Below are 13,264 nucleotides of genomic sequence, written 5' to 3' on the forward strand. Positions count from 1 at the left end.
GAACACTATGCCGCAGTTTCAATCAATTTGGTCTGCTATCCTGAGGCGACCGGCCGCGCTCATCGGGTTGATACTCCTTTTTCTGCAGATCGTGGCTATCGTGTTCGCTCCGGTGCTGGCCACTCATTCGCCGGTTGAAGCAAATCCGCTCGCCTCTCTGCAGCCCCCTTCCGCGGAGCACTGGCTTGGGACCGACGTTTCGGGCATGGATATCTATTCCAGGATTATCTATGCAACGCGCATCAACCTTCTAATCAGTATATCGGCGGTCGCGGTAGCCTTTGTCATCGGCGTGCCGATCGGACTCCTCATCGGCTACTACCACAATATGGCCAGCTCGCTGGCGATGCGCGTGTTCGACTTCATCCAGTCCTTTCCGGTTTTCGTTCTGGGTATGGCGCTGGTTTCGGTGATGGGGCAGGAGATCTGGAACGTTGCGATCGTGCTTGCGGTTCTGTTCATTCCGATGTTCGCCCGCCTTATACGTGCCGAAGTGCTATCGCTGCGCCAGCGTCCCTTCATCAGCGCTGCCAGATGCAGCGGCGCCACTGACGGCTCGATCATGTTCGGGCACATTTTGCCCAACGCACTGACGCCGGCCATCGTCCAGATATCCATCAGTATCGGCATGGCGATCCTGCTCACCGCCGGGCTCTCCTTTATCGGAGCCGGCGTCCGGATGCCCACTCCGGAATGGGGACTGATGGTGTCGAGTGGAGCCCAGCAAATGATCCTCGGAATCTGGTGGGTTTCACTGTTCCCCGGTCTCGCGATCGTCGTCTCCGTCCTTTCCTTTGCTCTCCTGGGCGATGCCGCCAAGGAGATGTTCGACCCGACGAACAGGAGCAGGACATGATCGCTGCCGACACACGGCTGCTGGATGTTCAGGGGCTCACCGTGGCGTTTGGAGACACCCACGTTCTCCACGGCGTCAGCTTCTCCCTGGACCGCAATGAAGTCCTTGGCATCGTCGGCGAGACAGGTGCAGGGAAATCTGTGCTGGCGCGAGCGCTGATGAACCTTCTGCCCTCAGGTGCGCGCATCGTCGGTGGCGACGTGAAGGTTAGTGGCCGATCGGTTTTCTCATTATCGGAGGAGGACGCCCGCAAGTTCCGCGGCGGGACGGTTTCGCTGATAGGAACCAATGCGAAGGCGCTACTCGATCCGGTCCAAACTGTCGGTTCGCAGGTTGCCCGCGTACTTCAGGCGCATCGATCCTGCTCGCGCCGCGAAGCGCGAGAGGAGACGAGAAAGCTCTTCGAGCAGGTAGGCATCGTCAACCCGAAACGCCGGATGGAGGCCTATCCGCATGAGCTTTCCGGCGGCATGGCGCAACGGATCGTGATCGCCATGGCGCTCGTGACCCAGCCCGATATCGTCCTGGCAGATGACGCGACGTTGGGACTTGACGCCACGATCCAAGTTCAGGTCCTCGACCTCTTCGTCAACCGGTGCCGTGATCTGGGGCTTGGAGCCGTCATCATCACCCACGACCTCGGGATTGTCGCCCACTATTGCGATCGCATCGCCATCATGAAAGAGGGCAGGATCGTCGAGCTGAAGCCGGTCGGCGACTTTATAGCCAAACCCGAAGCGCAATATAGCGCCGTACTGCTCGATGCGGCCAAGGTGCGTCCCACACCGATGACGACGCAGGCCGAGAAAGGGAGAGGCGCGGACAATGGTGACGCCATTCTGCGTGTCGAGAACCTGTTCAAGTACTTTCCTCTGAGCGGCGGCGAAGTCGTCAAGGCGGTGGACGACGTCTCCTTCTCGTTGAACAGGCATGAGACCCTCGCGCTGGTGGGAGAAAGCGGCTCTGGCAAGACGACAGTCGGGCAGTGCCTGGTCAAGCTACTGGGCACGGACCAGGGAAGGATCCTCTTCGACGGCGAGGATACTGTGCCTTTGACGGAGAAAGAGTTCCGACCTCTTCGCCGGCGGATGCAGATGGTTTTCCAGGAGCCCTATGTCGCGCTCAATCCGCGCTGGATGGTCGCGGACCTCCTTTCGGAACCGCTGCGGCTCGAAATCGGCATGAGCAATACCGACCGCGCCAGCCGGGTCAGGGAATTGCTCGATCTTGTGCGGCTGCCCTCCAAATTGGCGCATGCCTACCCTCACGAGCTGACGGCAGGAGAGCAAAAGCGCGTCGGAATCGCCCGGGCACTTGCCACGAAGCCGGAATTCGTCGTTTTCGATGAACCTACGACTGCTCTCGATATTCGCGTGCGCGCGCAGATCATCGACCTGGTCCGCGATCTGCAGCGAGAGATCGGCCTCTCGGCGTTGTTCATTACACACGACCTGAACTCGGTCCGGTCTCTCGCCCACTATGTCGCGGTTATGCGGCTGGGGAAGATTGTCGAAATGGGCGAGACGGAAGCCATCTTCGCCAGTCCCGCTCAGGAGTACACGCAAAAGCTGTTGGCTGCCGAACTGCCAATCGAGCAGAGCGCGGCGCAGAAAATCCGCGCGACGGACCGCCAGAACGCTCTGGGAGCCGCGCGATGACAACGGGCGTCGTCCTCGTCACCGGCGCTGCCGGCCTGCTCGGGAATGCCGTGCGTGTCCTTCTGGAGACAACCGGCCGCCAGGTCCTTGCGATCGACCGCGTCCCGACCACGGAGGAAGGACGCAGCATCGTCCAGTGCGACCTGACTGACGTTCACCGGCTGCACGAAGTCGTCAAGGGAAAACATCTCTCCGGTATTGTCCATTGCGGCGCTCTCTCCGGTCCAATGGTTGCGCGCGACAATCCTCCCTTGATGATTGCCGTTAACATCGTCGGCACGGCGAACGTCCTCGAACTTGCACGCATCCACAGCGCAGCTCGCTTCGTGTTCTGTTCCTCGACCAGCGCCTACGGGACGACGAGCGCCGACCTGGTTCCCGAAGACGTGCCACTCCGCCCGAGCTCGTTGTACGGCGCCAGCAAGGCGACGGGCGAGCAGCTGGTGGCTGCCTATAGGAGGCAGTACGGCCTGGATGGCGTCAGCCTGCGGCTTTCCTGGGTTTTTGGGCCGCGCCGAACGACCGATTGCATCGTGCGCGACATGATAGCCGACGCACTTGCCGGTCGGCCGACACGAATTCCATTCGGAAAAGACTTCAACAGGCAGTTCATCTATATCGACGATGCCGCAAGGGCGCTGGTCGAAGCGCTCGATCGGCCCAACCTTCCACGCGACACCTATACAGTTACCGGAGGCAGTTGCCTGACGTTCTCGCAAATCGCTGACGTCGTGCGGGCGGTGCTGCCAGAGGCGGATATCTCTGTCGCCGACGGAGACGATCCGGTCGATGACCGCCAGAGTCAATTCGACATATCTGCAGCACGACGTGATCTTGGCTATCTCCCGAAATTCTCCTTCGCGGAAGGTGTTGCAGATTATGCGGAGTGGCTGAAGAAGCGCTCAAGCACGAGCGGGGGCCAGCATGTCTGATATCTTCAACCTCAATGGCCGCTGCGCGCTGGTGACCGGCGGCAGTCGTGGCATCGGCGCGGCGATTGCTGAACTGTTCACGCGCAACGGCGCTAAGCTGATGGTCCTCCACTACAATGACGACGCCAATGCTGACAGCCTCAGGGTGCGGCTGGCAAGAGAGGGGCACGATCTCGCCTGCCTGAATTGCGACGTCGCTGACGAAGCGGCGGTGGCGCAAGCCACTGACGAAGTACAGCGCCGTCTCGGCCAGGTCGATATCGTCGTCAACTGCGCCGGCATCGGAGGCGACAAGCGTTTCGAAGACATTTCGGTCGCGGATTGGGATCGGATGCTGGGCGTTCACCTACGCGGGACGTTCCTCGTCACCCGCGCATTCTTTCCGGACATGATGAAACGTCAATGGGGACGGGTCATAAACATCGCGTCCCAGCTTGCCTACAAGGGGGCGCCCGGCCTCGCACACTACTGCGCTGCAAAGGCCGGGATTGTCGGTTTCACGCGCGCGCTCTCCTATGAGGGAGCCCCCACAACGTCATGGTCAACGCAATAGCTCCCGGTCCGGTGGAAACCGACCTTCTCATGGGGTTGAGCGACGACTGGCGGGCAATGAAGCAAGCGCAGCTTCCGGTCGGCCGCTTCGGCCGAGTGGATGAGATTGCACCCACCGCCTTGCTCCTCGCATCGGAGGCGGGTGCATTCTACTGCGGACAAACACTCTCGCCCAATGGCGGCGATGTGATGCTTTAGAGAACAAGAATACTGACTAGGTAGAGGAAGTCTCATATGCCAGAATTTGATCTTGTAATCCGTGGGGGCACAGTCGTCACGGCCTCCGATACGGTTCGAGCCGACGTAGGCGTCCGTGATGGCCTCATTGTTGCGCTCGGAACTGACCTGGCTCCTGGTCAGACCAATGTCGATGCAGGTGGGTTGCTCGTGATGCCGGGCGGAATCGACAGCCATGTGCATCTGGCGCAACCAGCTTTTGGCGGCCCGGCGATGGCCGACGATTTCGAAAGCGGAACGCGGTCCGCAATCGCCGGCGGCAACACCACGGTGCTGCCGTTCGCGCTCCAGCCGCGCGGTGCATCGCTACGCTCGAGCGTCGTCGACTATCACAAGGAAGCAGATGGCAAGAGCTATTGCGATTACGGCTTTCACCTCATCATCTCCGATCCGACCTCGACCGTCCTCGGACAGGAGTTGCCGTCGCTTGTCGACGACGGATACTCGTCTTTCAAGGTCTTCATGACCTACGATGATCTGGTCCTCAACGACCGCCAGATTCTCGATGTGTTCGACTGTGCCCGCGGTTGCGGCGCCCTCGTCATGGTGCACTGCGAAGGTTACGACGCCATCCGCTTCATGACAGAAAAACTTGAGCAGGCCGGGAAGAAGGCACCGTACTACCATGCGGTGTCGAGGCCGGAATCGGTGGAGCGCGAGGCAGCGCATCGCGCGATCAGCCATGCCGAACTCACCGATGTGCCGATCATGATCGTGCATGTTTCGGGGCGGGAGGCGATGGAGCAATTGCGCTGGGCCCAGCAGAAGGGGCTCAAGGTATATGGAGAGACCTGCCCGCAGTACATCGCCTTGACCGCGGATGATCTGAAAGGCCTCAACATGGACGAAATCGGAGGCAAGTATGTCTGCTCTCCGCCGCCGCGCGATCATGCGAGTTGGGACGCGATCTGGGAGGGTATAACGACGGGGGTCTTCCAGACGTTTTCCTCCGACCATTGTCCGTTCTACTACGAAGGAACCCAGGGCAAACTGAACCCCAAGGCGCGCACGTCTTTCAAATGGGTTCCAAACGGCATCCCCGGCGTCGCGATTCGTATGCAGGTCCTGTTCTCAGAAGGCGTCGTGAAGGAGCGGATCTCCCTCAATCAGTTCGTCGCGCTCACGTCGACGAACCACGCGAAGATGTACGGTCTCTACCCCCGGAAGGGATCGATCGCACCGGGCTTTGATGCCGATATCGTGCTGTGGGATCCGAACCGGAAGGAAACTATCCGACAGGAATTGATGCACCACGGCGCCGATTACACACCCTACGAGGGGATGGCGGTCACCGGTTGGCCGGTCATGACGATCCTGCGCGGCAGGAAGGTCATGGAGGAGGGCAAGATTCTCGGCGAACCCGGCAACGGAGCATTTCTCAAGCGGGGACTTTCTCCGTTCGCCAAGCCTGCCAGAGACAGCCAGCCCGCCTACGCTTAATGCGCGAAAGCCGGGCACCACGGATGCCCGGCTTTCCGGCGAAAAACTCCTGACAGAAGCGGCGACGCAATGTGCATCGAGGTGAAAGAAATAATGAATCAGCTTTCCATCGGCTCCGACCGATTCCTCACCCGAGGTCCGCGGCTTTGGGACAGCTTGATGGAAATCGCCAGGATAGGCGCTATCGAGGGTGACGGATGCTGCCGCCTGTCGCTCAGCGACGAGGACCGCCAAGCGCGCGACCTGTTCGCCAGTTGGGCTCGCGAAGCGGATGCGAGATGCGCGTCGACCCCTTCGGCAACATGTATGCGATCCGCGCCGGACGAAAGCCGGATTTGCCCGTGGTGCTCATGGGAAGTCATCTCGATACGCAGCCACACGGCGGTCGCTTTGACGGCGTGCTGGGGGTTCTCGCCGGTCTCGAGGTCATCCGCTCGTTGAACGATCACGGAATCGAGACCGAGCATTCCGTCGCATTGGCAAACTGGACGAATGAAGAGGGTGTACGTTTCAAGCCAGGGTTGACGGGCTCCAAAGGCTTCATCGGCGCACTGAGGGTGGGCGATTCGAGCATTTCGGGACTCGATGGAGCAGACTATTTCGGAGAGCTCACCCGAATCGGCTATTCTGGAACGGACACCGCGCCAGACCTGCTAGGGTATCTCGAACTGCACATCGAGCAGGGTACGATCCTCGAGGCAGCTGGCGTTCCGGTCGGTGTCGTCTCTGGCATCCAAGGGGTGCGCTGGTTCGAAATAGAAATCCATGGCTTTGACGCGCATGCCGGAACGACTGCGATGCAGACCCGCAGTGACAGCTTCATGGCTGCTGCCGAACTGGCCATCAGTTTACGAGAGATCGCATTGCGACTTAGCCCGGATGTGAGACTCACCGTGGGGAGGGTTGAGGTCGTGCCCAACTCGCAAAACACTGTTCCCGGGAGGACACTTCTTGGCGTAGACCTTCGACATCAGGATGGTGCAGTATTGGATGCCTTCGAAGCCGCGGCTGAGGAAGCAGTATCCCTGGTCGCGTCAAACACTCGCTGTGGTGCATCGATACGACGTACTATGGATGTTCAACCCGTGCGCTTCAATGCCGAGGTGGTTGCAGCCTTGGATGCGGCTGTCAACGATCTGAAGATTCCAACTATGACATTGCCGAGCGGCGCGATGCACGATGCCAGCAGCATCGCGTTGCATACCCCTTCGGCGATGATATTCGTGCAGTCTCGTGATGGAATAAGTCATAATCCGGCAGAGTGGTCCGAGCCCGATCATGTCGCTATGGGATGCGAGTTGCTGGCTCGGGCAGTTCTCGCACTGGCCAAGTCCCGATAGCTTGATTCGTCCCGCTCCGTTCGTGGTAACCGATAGGGTGCGCCAATTTCGAGTAGCCGTCTCTGCAGGCTAGTCGGCAGGTTTCGCATCTCGCACACCGCAGAACGGTGGTCCACTGCAATGGGGTGACAGACATCACCTATATCCGAACCCAGGAGGGCTTTGCCTATCTCGCCTTGGTGATCGACCTGTTCTCGCGCCGCGTCATCGGCTGGTCATTGCAGAGCCGACAGACGACCGATGTCATGTTGCAGGCACTGCTGATGGCGGTGTGGCGTCGAAAGCCGAAGAGCGGGGTCCTACGGTCCGGACCCATAAACGGCTTTACTATTTCTGGCTGACGGACGACCAGTTCGTGAAGCTGAAGCCGCACCTTCCAACCGACACACGAGGCAAGCCCCGTGTTGATGATCGGCGGGTGATCAGCGGCATCATTCATGTCATCAAGAGCGGCGGGCGTTGGGTCGATGCTCCTGGGGTCTATGGCCCGAGGTCCTTGGGAGGAACCCCACCAAGTATTTAGGAACGGTGATTACTCAAGAGCTCAGCTACTCTTGCTGCTTCTGGGCCAAAGCGATCTTCGAAGATATTCGCCTCCCACTTGCGGAGACTACCTGCTATGTGGACGGCTGCGACAGGTCGGCCAGATGAGTCTACAATCGCGCCGCCGACCGATACCTCGCCGACCATCAACTCCCCAACGCAAGTTCCAAAGCTCCGCTCCCGCGCCTCCGCTACCTTTTCCAGAATCTTATCCGGCTCGATGACGGTCTCACGAGTATGCCTAATGAGTTTGGACTGGGCAAGAATATCATTCACCTCTTCCATGGAAAGCCGTGAAAGCGTCGCCCGCCCCCCGCCGAACAAAAGGCGGGAATGCGGCGACCGATTAGCGCTGATACGAAGTAGCTGTCGTCTCCACTTGGCGTACGCACCGCGTAGATCAAAGATGTGCCGTCGAACAAGCTCAGGTTCACTCGTTCACCAATATCTCGACCCAACTGCATCAGGACGGGGGTAGCAGCAATCACCAAAGGATTGGTGCGCAAGAGATTGTACGTAAGGTCCAGACACCTCTTACCTAGCATGAGGCGAGCCGTTCGAGGGTCCTTTTCCAAGTATCCCGTTTCCACCAGAGTATGGACACAACGTTGCGCTGCAGCCTTGTCGAGATTCGAAAGAGTCGCGATTTCACCCAAGGATAGATACTGATCGCCGCTTCCGAATGCCTCCAGGACTTTGAAGGCCTTCTCTAGAGACTGAACAAATAGCGCGGATTTCAATCGCCCCTCCCTATGAGGTCGCTGAGAGCCAAGAAGCGGCTCACCATTACGTTATCGTCGTTTCTACCATAGATGGACACCGAAACGGCCGCGATTAGGAAAGCTAAAAGTCCTTCAACTCGGAGCGCACTTAAGACAATTGCTTGAAAGTCACGTCAATATTTCTGGCAACGCTGCTGACCCTCCAGCCATGGTTCTTGTGTACGGGTCATTCGCCCGGATTTGTTTAACTAGTCGACGAATCTTAAGGGGAGGCTTTTGAGACCATGGAACGCATTGACAATCTTGTATTCAGGCTTCCCGATGAGCTCAATTTTCTTAAAGCGGTTTGCCAGCATTGTGAGAATGACATCTGCCTCCATCCTTGCGATATTCTGCCCTAGGCATACATGGGGACCATCACCAAATCCCATATGACCCATCGTATCGCGCTCGATATCGAATATGTCGGGGTTGTCCCATCTACGAGGGTCACGATTCGCTGATCCAAACCATACAGCCACCTTGCTGCCAGCAGGAACCGCGTAGCCCGACATATCAACATCGCGGCTTGTCGTACGATAAGAAATCGAAACCGGAGTTTCTAGGCGGGTCGCCTCCTCAAATGCAGCTCTTGCCTTCTCCGGGTTTGCCCGCATGGCCTCCCACTGCTTGGGATCCAGTGCCATATAATGCAGGGCTGCCGAAATGCTGCTGATTGTTGAATCCATTCCCGCGCGCAAAAATGCGCGTATCATCTCGGGTGCCACTTCCTCGGGAATGAGGCCTTGATCAGCCGCCTCGTAGATTTTTGCGCCGACTCCGTCGGGAACGAGGCCCTCGCGCGTCAATTGCTTGTTATACCATTCCATGTGGGGCTCAGCGCGCTTGAGCGCGGCCGCGAGTAGATCGTTGTTGGGACCTAGCTGGTTAAAATTGAGATCGGCAGAAATGTTCATCTGTTCTCGGGTGATCTTCAGCCCCACAGCACCAGGTAACGCCTTCAAAATAAATGCTTCGGCTATGTCTCGTACTCCATCAATCTCTCGCCTGCCAGCAAGCTCTTCGATTGTTTCCTTACCCTGTCTTTCAAAGTCGCTTCTCCACTTCCGTATCACGACCGGGGATATGATGCGCGTCATCACTCCACGATTCCGGGCGTGTTCCTGATCGGCTACTTCGCTGAATGCGCTTGGTTTGCGCCCCCAAGAACCCGGCTTTTTGAGATTGGCAAGACCGATGCCGGCCGTGTTGTCGAATGTGACGGGATCACGAAGCACAGTACGAATCTCATCATATCGCCCGATGGCATAGGCATCATATTTCTCCAGCCGAACCACAGGCGCCAAGTCACGCATTTCCTGCTGCCAGCCATAAGGGTCCAACAAGTTTGCTTCCGAATACGGGTCCTGGTTCAGTAAGGGAGGGTTGGTCAAGGATGTCACGACTTCGTCTCCTTCGGGTGGATGCTGCGCGTTCGCGCGACAGGGGAAGAGTATCGGATCGCGAGGGTAGGACTTGAAAACTCCTCGGAGCCGAGTGCAGGTGATGTGCCGGTTTTCAGATCACATATCGATTATCAAGTGCCCGCCCTTTGCGCGGGAGACGCAGATCATCATCAATTCCCCTTCCTCTTTCTCAGCGTCGGAGAGGTAGGAATCGCGGTGATCAATCTCGCCTTCGATGACCGCTACCATGCAAGAGCCGCAGACCCCCTCCCTGCACGAAGAATCGCATGGGATGTGGTTCTGTCGCAGGATATCTAGGATCGATTTGTCTGAGGGGATCTCGAACTCACGGTTAGATTGAGCGAGCGTAACTCGGAAGGGCCGATCGTTGACTTGAGTAAGGTCATGTTGGGGCTGGAAGTGCTCCAAATGGACACAATCCGCAGGCCAGTTCTGCTTTGCTATTTCGGTCGCCATCGTAATGAATGCGGATGGTCCGCAGATATACAAATGAGCACATTGGGGGCGTTTGCGAAGTATAGATACAAGTCGCTCGCGGACAGCGGTGGGCTCTAGTCCGATGTTGAAACCTGCATGAGCTCCCAATTCATCTGAGATCACCTCGTAGAATGGGGTGCACTCAATCGAGCGGCAAAAAAACTCGAGCCGATAAGATTCGTTCTCTCGCTGAAGATGGCGCGCCATTGAGAGCAGCGGCGTTATTCCTATTCCGCCTGCCAGGAGCACATGCGAGCGAGCTTCATCCGAAAGAGGAAAGTTGTTTCGCGGTGTTCCGATTTTCAGGAGCGAACCGACGGTGATTTCATGCATCGCCTTCGACCCTCCCCGGGAATTCTGTTCGAGTTTGACGGCGATGTGAAAGTGATCGGTCTCCGCAGGGTGATTGCAAAGGGAGTATTGGCGGACCAAATCGTCAGCCAGATGAGCATCGATATGCGCGCCCGGGGCGAATGACGGAAGGGGCCGCCCGTCAGGATGCACCAGAAAGAACGAAGTGACGTCGGGTGTCTCCTGCCGCACTCGAGCGACCTTCAGCTGAAGGGTTGGTACCGCCATTCGCGACCTCATTTCCAGCGAGCCTATGGCACAGACCAATTCTGTCCAAATGTTCGCTTGTCTAACAATCAAAGTAGCTGATAGGAATGGTGGGATCAAGCCTCGTCTACGGCGGATGCCCCGAGGGCCTTCACGTGATTAAACAGCGAAGGAAAGTATCAATGGAAAAGCCGGTTGCAGTAGTTACGGGAGGTGGTCGCAGCTTGGGCAAGGCTATGGCCGAGCGACTGTTTGAAGATGGGTTCGCGGTGGCAGTCGTTGACCGGGATGAGGCCGCTGCGCAGGATGTAGCGCGGTCGCTCGATACGACCGGAACGCGCGCACGTGGCTTCGCTCTCGATGTATCATCCGCGCCCGACGTTGCGGCTACGCTGTCTGAGATTGCATCCGGTCTCGGCTTGCCCACGGCGCTGATAAACAACGCTGGCATATATCCCGATCACGCCTTGCTCGAAATGCCCGTTGAGGCGTGGGATCAGGTGATGGCAGTCAATCTGCGCGGGACATTTTTGTGCACGCAGGCCTTCGCACGGCTTCGCCACGGCGTTGGAGGGGGAACCATCGTGAATCTCGCTTCTGCCGCAGGGTTTTCAGCACGGGCAGGTGCCTCCCACTACAGTACTTCGAAAGCGGGGATCGTTATGTTCACGAAGGCGGCGGCCTTGGAATTCGGGGTTCTCGGCATACGAGTGAATGCCGTCGCACCTGGCCTGATTGAAGTGCGCGACGACCAGATGTCCAACGCCTACCGTGATCAATATCTCACCATGATTCCTCGCGGTCGCACAGGAAGAGCTCCAGACATCGCCGGAACGGTCGCGTTCCTTGTTTCCGACGACGCTGACTTCATCAATGGAGAGTGTATCGTGGTCGACGGTGGCTTCCTCGCCGGCCGCCCCCTTGTACGAGCCGAAGGTAACTGACATCGGCGATGATCAAGAGACGCCTACCTCGAGGGGACGACGCCAGATTGAATTTGTTGTCGATAGGCACTTCCGCCTGTTTGCAACCAATGGCCATGACACGCGGGAGCCCGACGAAAGAAACGCATCAATTGGGGTATGAAGCCTTTGCTAGTGAACTCATCCTCGCGTGTGGTCTTGCCCTAGGACATTTTCGCTCGCTACCCTCGGCAGCTTAACGTGCAACAGAGAAATTGGATCATCCCTTGAAGTCGTTAACTTTGACTGTGCAACCAGTCCTCGTACGCGATAGCGCCGTTCAGGTTCTTCGCAATGCAATCATATCGGGCGAGATCAAGTCTGGAACGCGGCTCATTGAACGGGAGCTCTGTGAAGCTCTGGGCGTCAGTCGCGGATCTGTTCGCGAAGCGATTCGTCGGTTGGAAGCGGAGCGTCTGATCACTGTCGAGCCCCGGAAGGGGCCAGTCGTAACCTCTCTTAATGCCAAGCAGATATCCGATATCTACGACATTCGCATGATGTTGGAGGCACACGTTGCAGAGTGCTTCACGAAGGTCGCAACGGATGCCCATCTTGAGCGACTGCGCGAAATATATGAGAGCCTTCAACAGGCCATTCAGGCACATGATCGCGTCAACGTTCTGGTTTTGATCCAAGACTTCAATGCCTTCATGGCCGATGTTGTCGACAATGAAGCAGTCCGCGACACGCTAGGATTACTGAATGCACGGATCGCAAGCGTACGTGCGACGGCGGTGGAGGCGCCTGGCCGCATAGAATCCTTCAGTGGCGAGTTGGACAACATATTCAACGCCATCGTTACGCGAAAACCAAAGTTGGCAAAAAAGGCTATGGAGAACTATGTCCGGGCCGCGCGCGACGCTGCGTTGCTTGTGGCCGCTGACGGGCGAAAAGCATCAATGCCCGTCGATTTGACCTCATCACTGATGAGTGCAGAAAAACAATAGTCATTGTCGACTTCGATCCATGGCATGTTCGGTGCTGGCGAACGAAAGACCCGAAGGAAATGATCCTTGAGAATCGGACAGCATTGTCCTGTCCCGCGGTGTAGACCCGCTCGCCATCGCGCGGCATCCTCGCTAGGGCCTTGCGCGCACTCTAGAGCACATCCGGTTTAATCCGGGTCATATCCTGCTGCCTTGAAGTAATTGGCGCATTCGGCGGGCGTAAAGAGTCCGATGATGGAGCCGAGGGTGTTCCAGAGGGCGGTGATGGTCCGCTCGGCCTTTGCCCGCATCAGCGCCTTGAGCCTGGCGAAGGCGTTTTCAATGGGATTAAAGTCTGGACTGTAGGGCGGCAGGAACAGAAGCATTGCGCCTGCCGTCTCGATCGCGTCGCGAACGCCGGCGGCCTTATGGGCGGGCAAGCTATCCATGACGACGACATCGCCTAGCGCGAGCGTGGGAACCAGCACCTGTTCCACGCAGGCTCACGCACCACTGCGAAATCGTCGAGACCGGAAATGAATCCTGGCGCTTCAAAAGCCGCTCTCAAAGCTAAAGCCGAAAAGCCAATCAG

The 13,264-nt window shown here is 57.9% G+C and carries 9 protein-coding genes and 6 pseudogenes; 11 read left to right on the forward strand and 4 right to left on the reverse strand.

What is annotated here, in order from left to right; all coding sequences use genetic code 11:
• The first annotated feature begins 7 nt into the window (after positions 1-7).
• The 8 genes and pseudogenes from HK436_RS29090 to HK436_RS29125 form a co-directional block, all read left to right on the forward strand.
• Positions 8-856 (forward strand): ABC transporter permease, encoded by an 849-nt coding sequence (locus HK436_RS29090; protein ID WP_173195075.1) that lies wholly within the window; start codon positions 8-10, stop codon positions 854-856.
• Positions 853-2,514 (forward strand): ATP-binding cassette domain-containing protein, encoded by a 1,662-nt coding sequence (locus HK436_RS29095; protein WP_173195076.1) that lies wholly within the window; start codon positions 853-855, stop codon positions 2,512-2,514. Before HK436_RS29090 ends, HK436_RS29095 begins: the two co-directional genes overlap by 4 nt.
• A complete protein-coding gene (locus HK436_RS29100; protein ID WP_173195077.1) occupies positions 2,511-3,446 on the forward strand; it encodes an NAD-dependent epimerase/dehydratase family protein in 936 nt (311 codons plus the stop codon). The genes HK436_RS29095 and HK436_RS29100 overlap by 4 nt, the downstream gene beginning before the upstream one ends.
• Positions 3,439-4,196: pseudogene (locus tag HK436_RS29105) on the forward strand (SDR family NAD(P)-dependent oxidoreductase). Before HK436_RS29100 ends, HK436_RS29105 begins: the two are co-directional and overlap by 8 nt.
• A 36-nt stretch (positions 4,197-4,232) precedes the next feature.
• Entirely contained in the window at positions 4,233-5,675 is a 1,443-nt protein-coding gene (gene hydA / locus HK436_RS29110; RefSeq protein ID WP_173195078.1) for a dihydropyrimidinase, read from the forward strand.
• A gap of 197 nt (positions 5,676-5,872) precedes the next feature.
• On the forward strand, positions 5,873-7,015 hold the full coding sequence (locus HK436_RS29115) for a M20 family metallo-hydrolase (protein ID WP_280515902.1): 1,143 nt from the start codon (positions 5,873-5,875) through the stop codon (positions 7,013-7,015).
• Positions 7,016-7,140: 125 nt separating this feature from the next.
• Positions 7,141-7,317 (forward strand): annotated as a pseudogene (locus HK436_RS29120) (DDE-type integrase/transposase/recombinase); the annotation flags it as partial.
• Positions 7,287-7,508: pseudogene (locus HK436_RS29125) on the forward strand (transposase); the annotation flags it as partial. The pseudogenes HK436_RS29120 and HK436_RS29125, both read left to right, overlap by 31 nt.
• A gap of 26 nt (positions 7,509-7,534) precedes the next feature.
• On the opposite strand, the pseudogene HK436_RS34055 reads toward HK436_RS29125, so the two are convergent.
• From HK436_RS34055 to HK436_RS29145, 3 genes and pseudogenes are all read right to left on the reverse strand, one after another.
• Positions 7,535-8,298 (reverse strand): annotated as a pseudogene (locus tag HK436_RS34055) (IclR family transcriptional regulator).
• 230 nt (positions 8,299-8,528) lie between these two features.
• The gene (locus tag HK436_RS29140) at positions 8,529-9,722 is read right to left on the reverse strand and encodes a cytochrome P450 (protein WP_173195082.1); all 1,194 of its coding nucleotides are present in this window, start codon (positions 9,720-9,722) and stop codon (positions 8,529-8,531) included.
• Between the two features lie 120 nt (positions 9,723-9,842).
• Positions 9,843-10,802 (reverse strand): PDR/VanB family oxidoreductase, encoded by a 960-nt coding sequence (locus HK436_RS29145; RefSeq protein ID WP_173195083.1) that lies wholly within the window; start codon positions 10,800-10,802, stop codon positions 9,843-9,845.
• A 161-nt stretch (positions 10,803-10,963) separates the two neighbouring features.
• On the opposite strand from HK436_RS29145, the gene HK436_RS29150 reads away from it, so the two are divergent.
• Positions 10,964-11,725, forward strand: coding sequence for an SDR family NAD(P)-dependent oxidoreductase (locus HK436_RS29150; RefSeq protein ID WP_173195084.1), 762 nt, complete (start codon positions 10,964-10,966; stop codon positions 11,723-11,725).
• A gap of 245 nt (positions 11,726-11,970) precedes the next feature.
• Positions 11,971-12,693 (forward strand): GntR family transcriptional regulator, encoded by a 723-nt coding sequence (locus HK436_RS29155; RefSeq protein ID WP_173195085.1) that lies wholly within the window; start codon positions 11,971-11,973, stop codon positions 12,691-12,693.
• Between the two features lie 167 nt (positions 12,694-12,860).
• On the opposite strand, the pseudogene HK436_RS29160 reads toward HK436_RS29155, so the two are convergent.
• Positions 12,861-13,175: pseudogene (locus tag HK436_RS29160) on the reverse strand (transposase); the annotation flags it as partial.
• Here HK436_RS29160 and HK436_RS34145 point away from each other — a divergent pair.
• Positions 13,172-13,246, forward strand: a pseudogene (locus HK436_RS34145) (ATP-binding protein); the annotation flags it as partial. The pseudogenes HK436_RS29160 and HK436_RS34145 overlap by 4 nt on opposite strands.
• Positions 13,247-13,264: the final 18 nt, after the last annotated feature.

The sequence above is a fragment of the Neoaquamicrobium sediminum genome (genome assembly GCF_013240295.1).
Taxonomy (GTDB): domain Bacteria; phylum Pseudomonadota; class Alphaproteobacteria; order Rhizobiales; family Rhizobiaceae; genus Aerobium; species Aerobium sediminum.